This window comes from Pseudomonas fragi (assembly GCF_002269505.1).
GTDB classification, from domain to species: Bacteria; Pseudomonadota; Gammaproteobacteria; order Pseudomonadales; family Pseudomonadaceae; genus Aquipseudomonas; species Aquipseudomonas fragi_D.
Window position 1 is genome coordinate 25962 of record NZ_NQKQ01000016.1, and the last position, 17351, is coordinate 43312.

Annotated in this window: 18 protein-coding genes; 7 read left to right on the forward strand and 11 right to left on the reverse strand. The window is 58.8% G+C overall.

Translation table 11 applies throughout. The annotated features are described in order from the left end of the window. Window positions 1-10: 10 nt before the first annotated feature. Both rsxB and metG read right to left on the reverse strand, forming a co-directional pair. Window positions 11-1003, reverse strand: coding sequence for an electron transport complex subunit RsxB (gene rsxB / locus CJU81_RS14940; protein ID WP_095037274.1), 993 nt, complete (start codon window positions 1001-1003; stop codon window positions 11-13). 205 nt (window positions 1004-1208) lie between these two features. After that, window positions 1209-3260, reverse strand: a complete 2052-nt coding sequence (gene metG, locus CJU81_RS14945; RefSeq protein ID WP_095037275.1) for a methionine--tRNA ligase — start codon at window positions 3258-3260, stop codon at window positions 1209-1211. A gap of 181 nt (window positions 3261-3441) precedes the next feature. Here metG and apbC point away from each other — a divergent pair, with 181 nt between their 5' ends. Next, entirely contained in the window at window positions 3442-4536 is a 1095-nt protein-coding gene (gene apbC, locus CJU81_RS14950) for an iron-sulfur cluster carrier protein ApbC (RefSeq protein ID WP_095037276.1), read from the forward strand. 198 nt (window positions 4537-4734) lie between these two features. Here apbC and CJU81_RS14955 read toward each other — a convergent pair whose 3' ends face one another. Continuing rightward, window positions 4735-4944, reverse strand: coding sequence for a cold-shock protein (locus CJU81_RS14955; RefSeq protein ID WP_002554837.1), 210 nt, complete (start codon window positions 4942-4944; stop codon window positions 4735-4737). Between the two features lie 352 nt (window positions 4945-5296). Here CJU81_RS14955 and dcd point away from each other — a divergent pair, with 352 nt between their 5' ends. Then, on the forward strand, window positions 5297-5863 hold the full coding sequence (gene dcd, locus CJU81_RS14960) for a dCTP deaminase (RefSeq protein WP_016779707.1): 567 nt from the start codon (window positions 5297-5299) through the stop codon (window positions 5861-5863). Between the two features lie 93 nt (window positions 5864-5956). Next, complete coding sequence (locus CJU81_RS14965; protein ID WP_095029165.1) at window positions 5957-6163, forward strand: hypothetical protein; 207 nt, start codon at window positions 5957-5959, stop codon at window positions 6161-6163. Between the two features lie 12 nt (window positions 6164-6175). Here CJU81_RS14965 and CJU81_RS14970 read toward each other — a convergent pair whose 3' ends face one another. The 7 genes from CJU81_RS14970 to CJU81_RS15000 all read right to left on the reverse strand — a co-directional run bounded on the left by CJU81_RS14970 (window position 6176) and on the right by CJU81_RS15000 (window position 12551). Beyond that, entirely contained in the window at window positions 6176-7297 is a 1122-nt protein-coding gene (locus CJU81_RS14970) for a succinylglutamate desuccinylase/aspartoacylase family protein (RefSeq protein ID WP_095037277.1), read from the reverse strand. A gap of 165 nt (window positions 7298-7462) precedes the next feature. Beyond that, the gene (locus tag CJU81_RS14975; RefSeq protein WP_095037278.1) at window positions 7463-9925 is read right to left on the reverse strand and encodes a penicillin acylase family protein; all 2463 of its coding nucleotides are present in this window, start codon (window positions 9923-9925) and stop codon (window positions 7463-7465) included. Between the two features lie 80 nt (window positions 9926-10005). Further along, window positions 10006-10647 carry a glutathione binding-like protein gene (locus tag CJU81_RS14980; RefSeq protein ID WP_095037279.1) on the reverse strand — a complete coding sequence of 214 codons (642 nt, stop codon included), beginning with the start codon at window positions 10645-10647 and terminating at the stop codon, window positions 10006-10008. A gap of 200 nt (window positions 10648-10847) precedes the next feature. After that, window positions 10848-11057: an SEC-C metal-binding domain-containing protein gene (locus tag CJU81_RS14985; RefSeq protein ID WP_086795965.1), complete on the reverse strand. Its 210-nt coding sequence runs from the start codon at window positions 11055-11057 to the stop codon at window positions 10848-10850. 7 nt (window positions 11058-11064) lie between these two features. Continuing rightward, complete coding sequence (locus CJU81_RS14990) at window positions 11065-11550, reverse strand: LEA type 2 family protein (protein ID WP_095037280.1); 486 nt, start codon at window positions 11548-11550, stop codon at window positions 11065-11067. Window positions 11551-11572: 22 nt separating this feature from the next. After that, on the reverse strand, window positions 11573-12049 hold the full coding sequence (locus CJU81_RS14995) for a YchJ family protein (RefSeq protein ID WP_095037281.1): 477 nt from the start codon (window positions 12047-12049) through the stop codon (window positions 11573-11575). Between the two features lie 4 nt (window positions 12050-12053). Next, complete coding sequence (locus tag CJU81_RS15000; RefSeq protein WP_095037282.1) at window positions 12054-12551, reverse strand: DUF6231 family protein; 498 nt, start codon at window positions 12549-12551, stop codon at window positions 12054-12056. Between the two features lie 157 nt (window positions 12552-12708). Here CJU81_RS15000 and CJU81_RS15005 point away from each other — a divergent pair, with 157 nt between their 5' ends. From CJU81_RS15005 to CJU81_RS15015, 3 genes are all read left to right on the forward strand, one after another. Next, the gene (locus CJU81_RS15005; protein WP_095037283.1) at window positions 12709-13401 is read left to right on the forward strand and encodes an OmpA family protein; all 693 of its coding nucleotides are present in this window, start codon (window positions 12709-12711) and stop codon (window positions 13399-13401) included. Between the two features lie 138 nt (window positions 13402-13539). Further along, window positions 13540-13818 carry a DUF1145 domain-containing protein gene (locus CJU81_RS15010; protein ID WP_095037284.1) on the forward strand — a complete coding sequence of 93 codons (279 nt, stop codon included), beginning with the start codon at window positions 13540-13542 and terminating at the stop codon, window positions 13816-13818. Further along, complete coding sequence (locus CJU81_RS15015; protein WP_095037285.1) at window positions 13811-14569, forward strand: hypothetical protein; 759 nt, start codon at window positions 13811-13813, stop codon at window positions 14567-14569. The genes CJU81_RS15010 and CJU81_RS15015 overlap by 8 nt, the downstream gene beginning before the upstream one ends. Window positions 14570-14636: 67 nt before the next feature. On the opposite strand, the gene CJU81_RS15020 is transcribed toward CJU81_RS15015, so the two are convergent. Then, window positions 14637-15101: a CopD family protein gene (locus CJU81_RS15020; protein ID WP_095037286.1), complete on the reverse strand. Its 465-nt coding sequence runs from the start codon at window positions 15099-15101 to the stop codon at window positions 14637-14639. Between the two features lie 98 nt (window positions 15102-15199). Between CJU81_RS15020 and dinG the strand changes: the two genes are divergently transcribed. Then, window positions 15200-17344 (forward strand): ATP-dependent DNA helicase DinG, encoded by a 2145-nt coding sequence (gene dinG / locus CJU81_RS15025; RefSeq protein ID WP_095029154.1) that lies wholly within the window; start codon window positions 15200-15202, stop codon window positions 17342-17344. The last annotated feature ends 7 nt before the right edge of the window (window positions 17345-17351 follow it).

Here is a 17351-nt window from a genome sequence, read left to right on the forward strand (position 1 = left end):
AATGATTTTTTCAAGCCTTGGCAGGGTCCAGCGCATTGAGTGTGGATTCTGCCTGAGCCACAGCGTCAGTCAAAAGTGTCAGCTCGACGTTGGACAACTCTTGGCTAATGGCTTTCTTAAGTTCGGCACGGCGCATGGCCAGCTGGATTTTTGCGCGCTTTAGCTCGGCAGTGTTGGCTGGCGGCGTGGGCATAAAAACCTGGGGTACTGACTCCAGTTGCGTCAGCGCATGCTGCGCAGCTTCAAACTGCTGTTGCAGAATGACCAGTTGAGATTGCTGTTGTGCGGTCGGAGGATGCCCGAATGCCTTCAGCGATTTGTTCAGTTGCGCGCGAGCCATGGCCAGGGTGACCTTGGCTTTTTTAAGTGCAGCGTCATTGAGGCTGCCAGGTGCTGTCGAGGGGGAGTCCGCTTGCGAGACGCTGGCGGCTCTTGCAGGCGGGCGCTGGGCACGGGCAAGACGTTCAGCTTGTCTGTGCTGCTCTTCGCGACGCAGGCGATCGTCGCGCCGCTCGTAACGTCTACGAGCATGCTCGCGTTTCTGGTTGCGGGCGTTGTATTGCTCTGCGTCGTGGGCGAGTCCCCCGACAATCGGGATTATATTGGCAGGCAGCGGGCGCATTTCTATGCAGTCCACCGGGCACGGCGCCACGCAGAGGTCGCAGCCGGTGCATTCATCGACAATCACCGTGTGCATCAGCTTGGCGGCGCCAAGAATGGCATCGATCGGGCAGGCCTGAATGCATTTGGTGCAGCCGATGCATTCAGCTTCGCGAATATAGGCCACTTGCGCTGGGGCCTGGCCGCGATCGGTATCCAGTTGCAGTACGGGAACCCCGAGCAGACTGGCCAGTGCGGTAATGGTTTCGGCTCCGCCGGGGGGGCATTTGTTGATGGCTTCGCCTTGGGCAATGCCTTGCGCATAGGGTTTACAGCCGGGATGGCCGCATTTTCCGCATTGAGTTTGCGGCAATAAAGCATCAATACGTTGAATCAGGCTCATGGTGTGTTCAGTCCAGCTACAGCGGGTCGCAACCGGGCGACGCTCAACATGCGCAGAGATAAATAGGGGGCGATACGGTCAAGCATGCGTGCAGGATCGTTCAGCGTGGCCAATGCGGCTGATTATCCGGCATGACGGGAAGGGCGGCTACTGATGAACAGCGTCTGGCGGCCTACAGGCCACCAGACGGTGCAAAGGGGCAGTGTTACTTGATGCGTTGACCTGGTTTTGCGCCGCTGTCCGGGCTGAGCAGGTAAATTTCTTCACCGCCAGGGCCGGCAGCCATCACCATGCCTTCGGACATGCCGAAGCGCATTTTGCGTGGCTTCAAGTTGGCAATCATCATGGTCAGGCGACCTTCGAGCTCAGCCGGGTTCGGGTAGGCGCTCTTGATCCCGGAAAACACGTTGCGTTGCTCGTCGCCAATATCCAGGGTCAGACGCAGCAGTTTGTCGGCGCCTTCAACTGCTTCAGCTTTGAGGATCAGCGCGACGCGCAAGTCCACGGCAGCAAAGGTATCAAACTCGATCTCTGCGGACAGCGGCTCCTTGACCAGTTCGCCATTGCCTTGTGGTGCAGCGCTGCCGGTGTCGGTCTGGCTGGCGACCAGGTCTTCTTTCGAAGCGTCGGTCATGGCCTGGACCTTGACTGGGTCAATACGGGTCAATAATGGCTTGAAAGCGTTCAACTGGTGGTTGGCCAGCCATACCTTGTGGTCGTTCCAGTTCAGGGGAGCGACATTCAGGAATGCTTCTGCATCGGTAGCCAGTACTGGCAGGACCGGCTTGAGGAAGATGATCAACTGGCGGAACAGGTTGATGCCCAGGGCGCAAACCGCCTGAACTTCCGCTTGCTTGCCTTCTACCTTGGCCATTGCCCATGGGGCCTTTTCGGCGATCCAGGCGTTGGCACGGTCGGCCAGGGCCATGATTTCGCGCATGGCACGGGCAAAGTCGCGGGCTTCATAAGCCTCGGCAATGCTTGGGGCCGCGGCCAGGAAGGCTTCGGTCAGTTCGGGAGCTGCATTGCCCTCGACCATGACCCCGGCGTTGCCCTTGTGAATAAAGCCCGCGCAGCGGCTGGCGATGTTGACAACTTTGCCAACCAGGTCGGAGTTGACCTTCTGGACGAAGTCTTCCAGGTTCAGGTCAAGGTCATCGACGCCACGACCCAGCTTGGAGGCGTAGTAGTAGCGCAGGTATTCCGGTGCCAGGTGGTCCAGGTAAGTGCGGGCCTTGATAAAGGTGCCGCGAGATTTGGACATTTTCTGGCCGTTAACGGTCAGGTAGCCGTGAACGTTGATGGCGGTTGGTTTGCGATAGCCTGCGCCTTCAAGCATGGCTGGCCAGAACAGGGCATGGAAGTTGACGATATCCTTGCCGATAAAGTGGTACAGCTCGGCGGTAGAGTCCTTTGCCCAGTACGCGTCAAAGTCCAGTTCTGGACGACGGGCGCAGAGGTTCTTGAAGCTGGCCATGTAGCCGATTGGCGCGTCCAGCCATACATAGAAGTACTTGCCTGGCGCGTCCGGGATCTCGAAGCCGAAGTACGGCGCATCACGGGAGATATCCCACTGTTGCAGGCCAGTATCCAGCCATTCGGCGATCTTGTTGGCAACTGCATCTTGCAGGGCACCGCTGCGGGTCCAGCTTTTGAGCATGGCGTCGAAGTCGGGCAGCTTGAAGAAGAAGTGCTCGGAGTCCTTGAGCACCGGGGTTGCGCCGGAAATCGCCGACTTCGGGTTCTTCAGGTCGGTTGGTGCGTAGGTGGCGCCGCATTTTTCACAGTTGTCACCGTACTGATCCTCAGTGCCGCATTTAGGGCAGGTGCCCTTGATGAAGCGGTCGGCCAGGAACATTTTCTTTTCCGGGTCGAAGTACTGGGTGATCGAACGAGTGGCGATATGCCCGGCTTCGCGCAGCTTGATGTAGATCGCACTCGACAGCTCACGGTTTTCTTCGGCGTGGGTCGAATGGAAGTTGTCGAAGTCAACGAGGAAATCGGCAAAGTCGGCGCTGTGTTCAGCCTGAACATTGGCGATCAACTGCTCGGGGGTGATGCCTTCTTTCTCGGCGCGCAACATGATGGCCGAGCCGTGAGCGTCGTCTGCGCAGACATAAGTGCACTGATTGCCGCGAAGTTTCTGGAAGCGCACCCACATATCAGTCTGGATGTACTCAAGCATATGGCCAAGGTGAATAGAACCATTGGCATAGGGCAGGGCGCTGGTGACTAAGATATTGCGTGGCTCGGACATGGGGCTCGGCTACTTGATGAGACGGTGGTCGGCCACTATAAAGCGCCGGGCAATATATTTCACCCCGTGGCGGTATATCTGATCGTTTGTGTTGTTTTTGACCGATTCAAAAGCCTGCTGCCAGTGGTTTATTACAGGTACGATAGCGGCCTGTTTTACTCAGTCTTTACGGGAGTTGCCCATGAGCGCAGTCAATCGCGCAGCGGTGGAGGCCGTCCTTCGCCAATACACCGACCCTTATTTGAATCAGGATCCGGTCAGTGCCGGATGCATCCGCAACATTGAGGTTCAGGGTGAGCGCGTCAGTGTTCAGCTTGAGCTGGGTTATGCCGCTGGTCTGTTCAAGGGTGGCTGGGCGCAGATTCTGCAAACTGCCATCGAAAACATGGAGGGTGTGACCTCGGCCAAGGTCGAGATCGACTGCGTGATTGCCGCGCACAAGGCGCAGGCGCAAATCCCCGGTCTGGCCAATGTGAAAAACATTGTGGCCGTGGCTTCCGGCAAGGGTGGTGTCGGCAAATCCACCACCGCTGCCAACCTGGCATTGGCGCTGGCGCGTGAAGGCGCGCTGGTGGGCATTCTGGATGCGGACATTTATGGGCCGAGTCAGGGCGTGATGTTTGGTATTGCTGAAGGTACGCGACCGAAGATCCGTGATCAGAAGTGGTTTGTGCCCATCGAAGCCCATGGCGTTGAAGTGATGTCGATGGCCTTTTTGACTGACGACAACACGCCGATGGTCTGGCGCGGCCCGATGGTCTCGGGGGCTCTGTTGCAGCTGGTTACGCAGACCGCCTGGAATGATCTCGATTACCTGATCATCGACATGCCGCCGGGTACCGGTGATATTCAGCTGACCCTGGCGCAAAAAGTCCCGGTGACTGGCTCGGTGATAGTGACAACTCCGCAGGACCTGGCGTTGCTGGATGCGCGCAAGGGGGTCGAGATGTTCCGCAAGGTGAACATTCCGGTGCTGGGTGTAGTGGAGAACATGGCGGTACATATCTGTTCGAACTGCGGCCATGCAGAGCATCTGTTCGGTGAGGGGGGGGGGGAGAAGCTGGCGACGCAATATGGCGTTGAGGTGCTGGCCTCGCTGCCGCTGTCGATGGAGATCCGCGAGCAGGCCGATAATGGCAAGCCTACAGCGGTGGCTGATCCCAACAGTCCGATTGCCTTGATCTATCAGGAGCTGGCCCGTCAGGTGGGTGCGCGTATCGTCCTGCACGAAGCGGCTTCGCAGGCGATGCCGAGCATTACCACTAGCGACGACTGAATTGCGAGGCAATACCTGTAGTCGCTGACGAGGTACGAGGCTGCGATAAGGCCCGCAGGGCCTTCAAAAGTTGGGGCCGCTACGCAGCCCATCGCCGCCTCGTGCCTCGTCAGCGACTACAAAATCGTGCCCGTGTTTATTGCAGGCATAAAAAAACCCCGCTTTTAAGGGCGGGGTTTTTTACTGGATCAGCACAAGTTAGATAACTTGAACTTCCTCAGCTTGCATGCCTTTCTGACCGCGGGTAGCGATGAAAGAAACCTGTTGGCCTTCTTTCAGGCTTTTGAAGCCGTCGGATTGGATTGCTTTGAAGTGAACAAACAGGTCGTCACCGGATTGTGGAGTGATGAAGCCGAAGCCTTTTTCATCGTTGAACCACTTAACGGTACCAGTTTGGCGATTAGACATGGTGTAACTCCTTGAACAAAGATAACTGCGACGCAGGAAAAGCCCTGGCCGAGACTGAGTGCAAAGAGCAGGAAAAATTCTTGGAGATGGTTGGATCGAAATTCAACATATCGTGTAGAGATTCTCAGTGACACAAGCAACACAGTGGCGCCACCTTAACGCTTTTTTCAGAACGTGCAAAGGGTCTTTGCGAAGGTTTCTCTAAAAACGTGACTGACGGTTACCCTTACACCCTGTATTCAGGGGATCTGCGGCTAATTTCGATATTTTTGCCCCAGACTTTTGAACCGGGCCTTGGGGGGCGGTAAGATGCCCAACAGAATTTTCTACCTCGCTATTCAGGACACCCGCCATGAGCATCAAACCGGACAAGTGGATTCGCCGCATGGCGCAAGAGCACGGCATGATCGAACCTTTCGTCGAGCGTCAGGTGCGTGAAGAAGGCGAGAACCGTCTGATTTCCTACGGTGTATCGAGCTACGGCTATGACGTTCGTTGCGCAAACGAGTTCAAGGTCTTCACCAATATCAACTCGGCGACCGTTGATCCGAAGAATTTCGACGCGGGCAGCTTTGTCGATGTCACCAGCGACGTGTGCATCATTCCGCCCAACTCCTTCGCTCTGGCGCGCACCGTTGAATACTTCCGTATTCCACGCAACGTGCTGACCATCTGCCTGGGTAAAAGCACCTACGCGCGTTGCGGCATCATCGTTAACGTGACGCCGCTTGAACCTGAGTGGGAAGGTCATGTGACATTGGAGTTCTCCAACACCACCACGTTGCCGGCCAAGATCTACGCCAACGAAGGCGTGGCACAAATGCTGTTCTTCGAATCTGACGAAGAGTGTGAAGTGTCGTACAAGGACCGTGGCGGCAAGTATCAGGGCCAGCGCGGCGTAACCTTGCCTCGCACCTGACGAACAGAGGGAATTCTTGAGCGATAAAGCACTCTATTGAGTGTATTTCCGGTTACGCATCCAGCGAGCCGGATCATCGCTCAGGAGTGCCTCATGAAGATTGATCCGAGTATCCGCGCCCAACTGGCAGACCTTGAGCCCAACCAGGTAGGGCTGCTGGCGTGGTCTCTGCTGGCTTTTCCGCAGATTCACGCAGGCGGCATCCCCGGCCAGCCTGACCCGGACACCCCGCAACCGATCGAACCCGAACCGGGCGTGCCAACGCTGCCTGATGAGCCCCCGCCTGCCCCGGTTGCCTGAGCCTGTAGTGGCTCAAGGCGATAGCAGATAGCCGCTACGATAAGCTTCACGGCCCGCCACATGGGCAATCACCATGCCTGCGGTGGCCATTCGCCGCTGAGAGCGGGCATAGAGCAAGCCTGCACTGGTGCAGTAAACCGGTGTGAGCCTGTCGCTGATCGGGTCAATGATCTCGGCAATCAATTGGCCAGCGCAGAGATACTCCCCGGGCCTGGCATTGAAGACCAGCAGTCCGCCTACAGGCGTCGCCACGGGCTCTACGCCGGCCAGAGGCGTCGCTGGGTACAGGAGGGGAGGCAAAGGCCTGGACTCGCCGTCAATCGCGCCAAAATCAATCAGATAATCAATCAGCGCCTCACAGTCGTGCTGTGCATGGCTGTGGCTGACGTCTGTCAGGCCGCGCAACTCCAGGGTCACGGAAAAGCTGCCCTGGGGAATAGCGTAACAATGGCCGAAACGTTGCTGTAATTGCCACCACAGCAGGGTGAAACACTCATCGAATGACAGCCCGCCTGAATCCGTGGCCAACAGGCTGGCTTGCGCCCCCAGGTGACGTGCCAGCGGTTCGACCTGCACCCAAGCCTCGGGTGTGGTGTACAGGTGGGCGACGGCCTCATAGTCACAATGCAGGTCTAGCACCATATCGGCATCGCAGGCCAGTGTTTGCAGGGTCAGGCGTTGGGAGTGCAATTGCGTGGTGGGTACTTGCGCGGCCAGCAGTTTGCGCAAGTGACGGCGGATCAACTGCAGGTTTTGCCCGGGGTCGTTGCTGAGTTGGCCTTCAAGCTCATCACCAATCTGCGCGCTCAGGTCAAGGAAATTACGATTGAAATTCTGCCCGCTTTGCAGCTCGTAGCGGCCCAGTGGAATATCCATCAGTACCTGTTCCAGGCCGGCCGGGTTGGCCACGGGCACTACGACGATCTCACTGATCAAGCGCCCGGCGGCTTCCAGTTCTGCAAGGCGTTGCTTGAGGTGCCAGGCGACCAGCATCCCGGGCAATTCGTCAGCATGCAATGAAGCCTGGATATAGATCTTGCCCCGTGGCTGCGCAGGTCCGTAGTGAAAACTGTGAATAAGTCGTTCAGTGCCGGGAACCGGTGCCAGCAAAGGATGAATTTGATGTCGCTGCATGGAGACGTCCTTGTGAGCCAGGGGGATGGCTAAGCAGTAGTGCTGTACCCGATTGCCACAGTCCTGGCACATTACGGGCGACATATAACTGAAAAATCACGCAGTGTCATTTAGCATAATCCCTCTCCCGGTTCTGTGCAGGAGAGGGCTGCCAGCGGTTGTCGGTTACTTGCCCGGAACCAGGGTCAGGCGGGTTTTGCCGTAGGTTTTGTCGAAGTTTTGCGGTTGCATCGGGAAGCTGATGTACTGCCCTTTCAGCCACGGGTCGATGCCGTCGGTGTAGTGCGGGCTGGCCGGGTTGCTCGATTGCCCGGTGCTGTTTTGCCCCATCATGGGTTCGACCTGGCCGAAGTCGATGATCATGCGCATGGCCGGAATTTGTGTCACCTCAAAGCTTGCACCTGCGAGGTTGTAGGCCGCGGTGTTGAGGGTGGTGTGATCGCCACCCGCCATGACCGGGCCGCGAACGGTCTGGCCGTTGCTGTTGCGCCACAGATACTGATGCAACTTGCCCCACTGCCAGGCTCTGTGATCGCTACCCATCAGGCTGTCACCGCTACTGATGGCGGCTGCGAGAGTGCGCGCCAGAATCGCCGGTTTGTCTTCTTTTTGCGCCGAGCGGGTGTCGTCCCAGAAGGGGCTGTCTTCGCGGCCCAGCAAGTGATCAGCCACCGCTGGATAAGAGAGGTTGCTGTTGGCCACAAATGCCTGCCAGCTGGCGCTGTTCTCGGGGCCCAGTTCATCAAGGAAGATCTGCCGGGTGCTTTCCTGCAGGAACAGTTCATACAGCGCTGCATCGGCCGAACTGGCGCTAAGCTTGCCGTCAAATGCCATCAGCCGGCCCAGTGCTTCGCGAGCCTTGGCCTGTTCTGAAGCGGGTAATGCCGCGATAGCCTGCTTGAGCGGCTGCGCCATGCCGGGCGCGGTAAACATGCTTTTCAATTTGGCCGCGAACAACGTGGTTTGGTCGTACTGCATCGCGATCATGCTGCGAGCGTCCTGTTTGCCGCTGCCCGCCAGTTGCGCAAGGCGTTCGCTGCGCTCAGGTGACAGCCACGAGTTGGACAATTGCATGCCGTAGCCGTAGGCGGCAGTCCGCTGGTTGGCGGTGCCCAGCCAGCCCTGGGCCGGGTCCTGGTCGTAAGGGTGCAGCATCGGGTCGGCGTAACCTTCCCAGTCGTAGCGGCCATCCCAGCCCGGCGACGGGAACAGGCCAAGGCCTTCGCGACGGTTGGGGTAGAGCCCGGTCACTTGCCAGCCGATATGGCTGGCGTCGGCGTACAGTAGGTTCAGCGCTACAGCACGGATTTCGCGGCTGGCATCCGAGGCTTTTTCGCTGTTCTGGGCGCGGGACAGGTCAAAAAAGGCGTCGAGGGTTTTATCGCCCTGCAAGTCCGGGGTTTGCAGGGCAAGCCCCAGGCTGCTGTCCAGGGCATTGGGGCTGCCCAGGGCGCTGTTGAGCAGCGGCCCGTGGCGGGTTTCGTAAACGACTTCACGAATCGGGCGCTGACCTTTGACGAAAAAGGTTTCGTTGCGCACCGTCGCCGGTAGCCACTTGCCGTTCGCCATGTAGTACAGGCTGCTGCCCTGGCGTTTGAGTTTCTCCAGGAACACATCCTGGTTGTCGCCCATGGCCAGGCTCATGCCCCACGCCACTTTGCCGTTGAACCCGGCAAACAGGGTCGGCAAGCCCGCAATGGTTGCCCCGGCAGCCTGGTATTTAGGGGCGCGAATCTGCACATAGCTCCATGCCGAAGGCACGCCTATGGGCTGATGGATATCGTTGGCCAGCAGGCTCTTGCCGCTGCGGCTGCGCTGCGGGCCAATGGCCCAGTCGCTGGATGCCGTGACGCCTGGCAGGCTCAGTTGTTTCACTTGCGCAAGGGCCTGGGTCACACCGCTCAAGCCTTGCAGCTGGCTGCCCAGGGCCAGGCCCTTGAGCTTGTCGGCCTCGCTGGCGGGCAAGGCTTCGTTGGGGTAAGTCGGCATCAGCCAGGGCAGTTTGTCGGTGCCGACTTTTTGTGCCAGCGCCAGGGCGTTGAGTTCTTCTTGCAGATTGACTGACATGCCGAAGTTCAACAGGCTGAAAATCAGCGCCGAATCCTCGGGTTTCCAGTATTCGACCTTGTAGCTGGCCTGCGCCAGATCGGCCGGCAGTTTGTCGCGGTAGCGGAACAGGTAGGCGTTGACCCCGCGGGCGTAAACTTCGAAAAACTTTTTAAGGCGCGGTGATGCGCCTTTATAAAGCTCGTCAGCGTTCTTTTTCAGATTGATGGTGCGCATCAACCGGTCGCTTTCCAGAGCATCTACGCCGTTGAGTTCGGCCAAGCGGCCTTGGGCCAGCAAGCGTAAGCGCACCATCTGGCTAATACGGTCGCCAGCATGCACATAACCCAGGGTGAACAGGGCGTCATGGAAGCTGCTGCTTTCGATCAGCGGCATGCCCTGGCTGTTGCGCCGTACCGACACGTTCTGCGCCAGGCCTTTGAGCGGTTGTACGCCGGAGGCAGGCACCAGGCTTTCAGTGGCAGGGTTGTTTATCTGGCAACCGGTCAGGCCCAGCAGGCTGACCACTGCCGCGGCAACGCCGAACCGGGGTAGAAATTGAATAAGGGCTGGCGAGGCCATGGCAAAGCTCCTGCGGGGGTGGTGTCATCGAAAGCCGCTACGTTAGTGAGGCCGATGACACCGTGCAAGCGCTATATGCACTACTTGGGCGGGTTGATTTTATCCACCAGTGCGTAGGCACGTTCTGTAGCCGGGCGCGCCTTGACCCGCTGGAACCACGCCTTGAGCGCCGGGAAGTCGTCCAGGTTCTGACCCTGCCATTCATGGGGCACGATCCACGGGTAAATCGCCATGTCGGCGATGCTGTATTCGGCGCCTGCAACAAACTCGCGGCCTTCCAGCTGTTTGTTCAACACACGATACAAGCGGGCCGTCTCTTCGGTGTAGCGCTTGATCGCATACGGGATTTTTTCCGGCGCGAAGCGATTGAAGTGGTGATTTTGCCCGGCCATGGGTCCCAGGCCGCCCATTTGCCAGAACAGCCATTGCAGGGCCATTTGCCGGCCGCGCAGATCCTTGGGCAGGAATTGCTCGGTTTTTTCCGCGAGGTACAGCAAGATCGCGCCAGATTCGAACAAGGACAGCGGCTCGCCGCCGTCAGCCGGAGCCTGATCGACAATGGCCGGGATGCGGTTGTTCGGGGCTATTTGCAAAAACTCCGGAGCAAACTGTTCGTTCTTGCCGATATTGATCGGATGAACCTTGTAGGGCAGGCCAGCTTCTTCAAGAAACAATGAGACTTTGTGGCCGTTGGGAGTGGTCCAGTAATAAAGATCGATCATGAAGGGCTCCAGAAGGGAATATTCACCCAGCGGCTGACGGCCATCACAGGGGGGCGTCAACGGTGGGATGTCAGTTTTACTCCCAAAAGCGCGTCGGATGAAAGCAGGTCAGAGCTTGTGAAGCGTTTTTTCATAAAGCAAAAACGCAAACGCCGCACCGGCTCAAGGCAGGTGCGGCGTTTGCAACGCGTCCCGAGGGATCAGGCGCCGTGGCACTTCTTGAATTTCTTGCTGCTGCCGCACGGGCAAGGATCGTTGCGGCCAACGTCTTTCAGCTCGTTGCGCACTGGCTCTTGAGGTGCATGGCCGCAATGCGGGCCATGTACATGACCGTGATCGTGGTCATGGGTGTGGCCATGATCATGATCGTGGTTGCAGTCGGGGCCATGAACGTGGGGTTGTTGGGTCATTGCTCAATCACTCTGGAATAAAATCGCCGGGGATTATCTCGCCTTTGCGCGTCAGGTGCACGTCGTAACCGTAGAACAGGCCGGTTTGCAGTGTGCCCTCGAGTCGGTAGGGGATGGGTTGGTCGGGTGTTTCAAGCAATTTTGCCAGCGGTCGCACCTGCGGCCAGAGGTTGGTGCGCACTGGTATCACGTAATGGGCGCTGCTTTTGGGTTGCACGCTGAACCAGTGCTCGTTCTCACCTTCGGTCAGCTTGATGGTGCCCAGATACAGGGTATAGCTCAGGCCGCGCACAGTCAGTGTCGAGTCACTGGGGTTGTCGACCCGAAAGTGCAGCTTGAAGCGCTGTTCCAGCAGCTTGGCCTGCACCAGTTCGACTTTTTCCAGATGCACGTCGGGGTCCTTGTCGGCCGAGTCGAACCAGGAGGTGCACCCCGACACCATCAGCAGCATGGCCAGGGCGATTGTTTTTATTGTTCGGGCCCGCACGTCCATTGTTTAACCCTCAGAATCCAGCCTATTGACCGAAAAACCCGGCACAGCATTTTTTGAACTTAAGGCCGCTGGCGCATGGGCAAGCATCATTGCGCCCGACTTTGAGCGGTACGGTGGGGTCGATGAAGTACCAGCGCCCGCAGCTTTGCACAAAGGATGAACGCTCGCGATGGCTGTGTTCACCATTGGCATCGTGCCAGCGTGCAGTAAAGGTCACAAAGGCATGTTCTGGCTGGCCGCCGAACACTTCGCTGCTTTCAACGGTCAGCCCCAGCCAGGTGCTTTGTGCGCTCCAGTCGGCAATGGACTGGCGATCCAGCCCGGCTTGCTGCACAGGCAGGGTGGTGCTCACCAGGTAGTCAACAAGGCCCAGTACATAGGCGCTGTAGCGCGAGCGCATCAGTGTTTCGGCGCTTGGGGCCGGGTGGCCGTCGTGATAGTGCCCGCAGCAGGCGTCCAGCAGGTTGCCGCTGCCACAAGGGCAAATGGATGTGCTCATCGGGTTACCACCAATACTTGCCAAAGTTTTCCGGGTTGGCCCAAAACCTGGCATTGAGCCAGTCGGGTACTTGTTTGTACTCGCGCAAGTCATAAGTAAAGAGTGTCAGGACTTGCTCGTCACGCTGAAATCTCTCATTGCTTTGTAGTGCAAGGGCGAAAAAGTCGGTTTCTTTCCAGTCGCAGGCTGTGAGATCCGCTAACACGGCAATCCGGCTGGCATTGAGGTTGCGAATGCCACCCAGCAATTGCAGCCCGCTGTTTTTGGGCAAATGTTCCAGGCAGTCGATGACCAGTGCCAGGTCAAAGCGTTGCGCGGCCAGGTTTTCCGGCAACGGGCCAGGCGCGGCGTGGGCAACCAGCGCGTCGGGGTGTGCAGCTTCAAAGGCGGCCAGTGCCGGGAAACTGCTGGCGCCGACCACGAGCAGGCGTTGTGGCGCATAACGATCAAGCAATGCCGCCAGCGCTTGCTGGGGTGTGCGTGTAGAAATACCGGGCGTCATCGAAGGTCCTCACTTAGAGCGTCCAAGACTAGCCTGCGCAAGCCCTGCGGCCTAGTGGGCTGTTGCTGCTGCGGTCACTTTGCTGGCGCATACCCTGAGCGCAGTCTTTACTTCGTGTTGCAACGGCCTAACGCCGACCCTCAGGAGAGACCCCGTTATGAGCATCATCAGAACAGCACTGCCTCTGGTTGTTCTCACCAGTGTATTGACGGGATGTGCCGGGTTGCAAAAAACAGACTGGCCCACCTGTGCCGCGGTCGGCGGTGTAGGCGGGGCGGCGTTGGGCGCAATCAACAGTTCCGCCTGGGCTGGGGGCGGGGCTTTGTTCGGCGCAGGTATGGCTGCGGCTTATTGCTGGGTTCACGGTGATGGCGATGCGGACGGCGACGGCGTACCGGATAGCCGCGACAAGTGCCCGGACACCCCGAGGGGCGTGAAGGTCGATGCAGTGGGCTGCCCGATCGTGGCCGTGGTTGTGGTTGAAGAAGTGGTGGTGGTCAAGGAAGAAGCCATCGTAGTGCGCGATGTGAATTTTGAATTCAACTCCGCCAGGTTGACGGCTGCCGACAAGGACAAACTCAATGTAATTGCCGAGCGCCTGAAAAAACACGCCGCAAACGCTCAGCTCAAAGTGACGGGGTATACCGACAGTGTGGGCAGCGAAGCCTATAACTTGAAACTGTCCAAGGCACGGGCGCAGTCGGTGGTTGAGTACTTGATCGAGAGTGGCGTGCCGCGCAGCCAGTTTGTATCGGTAGTGGGGGCGGGCGAGTCGAACCCGGTTGCCAGCAACCAGACCCCTGAAGGTCGCGCCCTGAACCGGCGTACCGAGATTCTGATCATCCGCTAAATCACGCTCTGCGCTGCGGTTCTCCGCGGGCTTGAGCGAAAAGGCCAGGCGCGCGGTGAATCTTTTTGTAAGGGTATCTGGCGCCGTGCTCCTGCGAGCCGTTAATGTGCGTGCAAAGAACATGCTAAAGGCGGAGCTATGAAGGTGCTTTGGGGGCTGGGTAAGGCATTGACGCTGTTGTTTTGGGGGCTGGTGCTGATCAATCTGTTGCAGCCCATGATCAATCCGTTTGATGTGCTGATTAATCTCGCCGGCGAGCTATTGCTGTTGACGCACCTGCTAGAGGTGCTGTTGTTGCGCAGTAGTCTGTCCGGCCGCCCGCATCCCTGGCGTGATCGCCTGTTGATACTCGTGCTTGGGATTTTCCACGCACACACCCTACCTGCTTCCCACGAACGAGATGCCAGCCATGCGTAAGTTATGTTTAGTGGCGGCCTTGTGCAGCCCTGTTGTCCACGCCGAGGTGGTGTCGGTTGCAGCCAATTCGATGATGCGCTTGCCGGCCAATGTCAGTGTTCTGCGTTTGGAAAAGCTCGACGTGGCTGACTACGGGACCTTGTTGATTCCGGCCGGCGTCACCCAGGTCAATATCGATCAATTGCACCTGGGCCGTGAGGCGCGCATCACCCTGGTGCCGGCAGAGCAGGGTATCGAGTTGCGGGTTGCCCGCGCCGAACTGGATGAAGGCAGCCAGATCAATGCCCGTGGTGCCACCGGAACCTTTGAAAAGCCAGCGCGGCCAGCGCGCAATCTGAGCCTGCGCATTGAGTCACTGCAAGCGCCGCAATTGTCCATCGATGCCCGCGGCGGCACCGGTGCGCCCGGTTTTGCAGGGCTTGATGGTGGCAACGGTGAAGAGCCTGGCTGTACCTGGGGGGCGGCGGGGTCCGGAGCCAATGGCGACAATGGTGGCAACGGACAATCCGGTGCTGCGGGTGGGCAGGTGCGGGTCGAGTTGCCTCGCGACTACCCGGCCGAGCAGGTCAGTGTGCGGGTTGATGGCGGTACGGGCGGCAAGCCCGGCGAGGCCGGACGCGCTGGCGCAGGCGGTAAGGCCAAGGGCTGTGTGGTGTATCGCACTGATGGTGGCAAGTCCGGCAAGCCGGGCCTGGCCGGGCAGCCGGGGGAAGCAGGTACTGCAGGTGCAGTGACTATCCAGCGGTTGTAACCTGTGCAGGGCAGGCAACATCCGCTGAGGGGTTCTTGATTGGGCTTGGTCTATAACTATCCGGCTTTCAAAAAGTCGGCCGTGCCGCCGCAATCGCCACCAATACCAGCCCCACAATCAGGTTGCCCCCCACCAGCCGGCGAATCCGCACCATAACCGCCGCCCCGTCAGCCCATGCCTGGGCTTCGACTGCCTTGCGCAGCTCGGGTAGCTGAAGCGATTGAATACGGATAAACAGAGCCATCATCACGATGTACAAACCCATCATGATCTGCACATAGCGCGGCGCCGTTTCAAAACCGTTAAAGCGCATTTGCAGAAGACCCACACCGCTGATCGGCAAAATCACCACTGCGATCCAGACCCAGACAAAAAAACGTTGAAACACTTCTACCCACAGCTTCAGCCGCGCCGGGCCTTCAAGGGCCGTGACAGCCGCAGGGCGCAGGATCATCCAGGCGAAAAACATGCCGCCCACCCAGATCAGGGCGGCCAGTACATGCAGGCTATAGGCGAGGGCAAAAGCGGTCATTGGGGTACTCCGTTCGGCGCGGGATGAATTAGCGGGGTATGATAGCGGCCAATCGAACCACTGAAAATTTATCCAGCGTTTCTTGCGCCCGAAGAATCATGATTAGTAACGAACTCAAAACCCAGATCCAGGGCGCTTACTCGCGTTTTCTCGAATCCAAGAGCCTCAAGCCGCGTTACGGTCAGCGTTTGATGATCGCTGAAGTGGCCAAGGTGCTGGGTGATATCGACACCGACGAAGAAAACCACCGCAGTGGCGACCCCGCCGTGGTCGCCGTAGAAGCGGGCACCGGCACCGGCAAGACCGTGGCTTACTGCCTGGCCGCCATTCCGGTGGCCAAGGCTGCAGGTAAACGGCTGGTGGTCGCTACCGCGACGGTCGCCCTGCAGGAGCAGATCGTCTACAAGGACCTCCCGGACCTGATGCGCAACAGCGGGCTGAACTTCAGCTTTGCCCTGGCAAAGGGCCGTGGCCGCTACATGTGCCTGTCCAAACTCGACATGCTGCTGCAAGAGGGCCACGCGCAAACCGCGACGGCGCAGCTGTTCGAGGAAGAAGGCTTCAAGATCGAAGTCGATGAGGCCAGCCAGAAGCTGTTTACCAGCATGATCGAAAAGCTGGCCGGCAATAAATGGGACGGCGACCGTGACAGCTGGCCCCAGGCCCTTGAAGACCAGGACTGGGCGCGCCTGACCACCGATCACAGCCAGTGCACCAACCGTCATTGCCCCAACTTTGGCCAATGCGCCTTCTACAAGGCACGTGAAGGCATGAGCAAGGTCGATGTGATTGTTACCAACCACGACATGGTCCTGGCTGACCTTGCCCTGGGCGGCGGTGCCGTGTTGCCCGACCCGCGTGACACCGTCTACGTGTTCGACGAAGGCCATCACCTGCCAGACAAGGCCATTGGCCATTTTGCCCACTACACCCGTTTGCGTTCTACCGCCGATTGGTTGGAGCAAACTGCCAAAAACCTCACCAAACTGTTGGCCCAGCACCCGTTGCCGGGCGACCTGGGGCGTTTGCTGGAGCAAGTGCCGGAGCTGGCCAAAGAGATCAAGGCTCAGCAACAGTTCATGTTCACCGCCTGTGAGCAAATTGCCGACTTTAAAGTCGGTGAAGAGCCTGAAGGTCGTGAACGCCCGCGCCACCGTTTTATTGGCGGCCTGATCCCCGATCATATGCGTGAAATGGGCATCGAACTGAAAAAAGGCTTTTCGCGTCTGACTGACCTTTTCACTCGTCTGACCGAGATTCTCAAGGACGGCATGGACGGTGAGGTCAATATCGGCATCACCAGCAACCAGGCTGAAGAGTGGTACCCGCTGTTTGGCAGTTTGCTGTCCCGTGCCCAGGGCAACTGGGAGTTGTGGACCGCCTTTACTGTCGAAGACCCTGAAGACAACCCGCCGATGGCGCGCTGGTTGACCCTGGCGGAAAGCGGTTCGCTGTTTGATATCGAGGTCAACGCCAGCCCCATACTGGCGGCCGAGATGCTGCGTCGTAATTTGTGGAACGTCGCCTATGGCGTGCTTGTCACCTCGGCCACCCTGACCGCGCTGGGCACCTTCGACCGTTTTCGCATGCGTGCGGGCCTGCCCAAGGCCGCCGTGACGGCGGTGGTGCCAAGCCCCTTCCATCATGCCGACGCAGGTGTGCTGCGGGTGCCGGACCTCAAGGCCGACCCCCGTGACGCCACCGCCCACACGGCGGCGATCATTCGTGAGCTGCCGGCCCTGGTCGAGGGGTCGCGGGGCACGCTGGTGCTGTTTTCATCGCGCAAGCAAATGCAGGACGTGTTTGACGGCTTGGAGCGCGACTGGCGCAAACAAGTGTTTATCCAGGGCAACCTGTCCAAGCAGGAAACCCTCAACAAACACAAGGCGCGGGTCGATGGCGGGGAGTCCAGCGTGTTGTTCGGCCTGGCCAGTTTTGCCGAGGGCGTGGATTTGCCCGGTGCCTACTGCGAGCACGTGGTGATTGCCAAAATTCCGTTCTCGGTGCCCGATGATCCGGTTGAAGCGGCACTGGCCGAGTGGATCGAAGCGCGCGGCGGCAACCCCTTCATGGAGATATCCGTGCCCGACGCCTCGCTCAAGCTGGTACAGGCTTGCGGGCGTCTGCTGCGTACCGAACAGGATCGCGGCACCATCACCTTGCTGGACCGGCGCCTGGTTACCCAGCGCTATGGCAAAGCGATTCTGAATGCACTGCCGCCATTCAGGCGCGAAATTTCTTAAGCGCGAG

Coding starts and splice junctions, on each gene's coding strand:
- rsxB (WP_095037274.1), bottom strand. CDS start 1,003: ATGAGCCTGATTCAACGTATTGATGCTTTATTGCCGCAAACTCAATGC.
- metG (WP_095037275.1), bottom strand. CDS start 3,260: ATGTCCGAGCCACGCAATATCTTAGTCACCAGCGCCCTGCCCTATGCC.
- apbC (WP_095037276.1), top strand. CDS start 3,442: ATGAGCGCAGTCAATCGCGCAGCGGTGGAGGCCGTCCTTCGCCAATAC.
- CJU81_RS14955 (WP_002554837.1), bottom strand. CDS start 4,944: ATGTCTAATCGCCAAACTGGTACCGTTAAGTGGTTCAACGATGAAAAA.
- dcd (WP_016779707.1), top strand. CDS start 5,297: ATGAGCATCAAACCGGACAAGTGGATTCGCCGCATGGCGCAAGAGCAC.
- CJU81_RS14965 (WP_095029165.1), top strand. CDS start 5,957: ATGAAGATTGATCCGAGTATCCGCGCCCAACTGGCAGACCTTGAGCCC.
- CJU81_RS14970 (WP_095037277.1), bottom strand. CDS start 7,297: ATGCAGCGACATCAAATTCATCCTTTGCTGGCACCGGTTCCCGGCACT.
- CJU81_RS14975 (WP_095037278.1), bottom strand. CDS start 9,925: ATGGCCTCGCCAGCCCTTATTCAATTTCTACCCCGGTTCGGCGTTGCC.
- CJU81_RS14980 (WP_095037279.1), bottom strand. CDS start 10,647: ATGATCGATCTTTATTACTGGACCACTCCCAACGGCCACAAAGTCTCA.
- CJU81_RS14985 (WP_086795965.1), bottom strand. CDS start 11,057: ATGACCCAACAACCCCACGTTCATGGCCCCGACTGCAACCACGATCAT.
- CJU81_RS14990 (WP_095037280.1), bottom strand. CDS start 11,550: ATGGACGTGCGGGCCCGAACAATAAAAACAATCGCCCTGGCCATGCTG.
- CJU81_RS14995 (WP_095037281.1), bottom strand. CDS start 12,049: ATGAGCACATCCATTTGCCCTTGTGGCAGCGGCAACCTGCTGGACGCC.
- CJU81_RS15000 (WP_095037282.1), bottom strand. CDS start 12,551: ATGACGCCCGGTATTTCTACACGCACACCCCAGCAAGCGCTGGCGGCA.
- CJU81_RS15005 (WP_095037283.1), top strand. CDS start 12,709: ATGAGCATCATCAGAACAGCACTGCCTCTGGTTGTTCTCACCAGTGTA.
- CJU81_RS15010 (WP_095037284.1), top strand. CDS start 13,540: ATGAAGGTGCTTTGGGGGCTGGGTAAGGCATTGACGCTGTTGTTTTGG.
- CJU81_RS15015 (WP_095037285.1), top strand. CDS start 13,811: ATGCGTAAGTTATGTTTAGTGGCGGCCTTGTGCAGCCCTGTTGTCCAC.
- CJU81_RS15020 (WP_095037286.1), bottom strand. CDS start 15,101: ATGACCGCTTTTGCCCTCGCCTATAGCCTGCATGTACTGGCCGCCCTG.
- dinG (WP_095029154.1), top strand. CDS start 15,200: ATGATTAGTAACGAACTCAAAACCCAGATCCAGGGCGCTTACTCGCGT.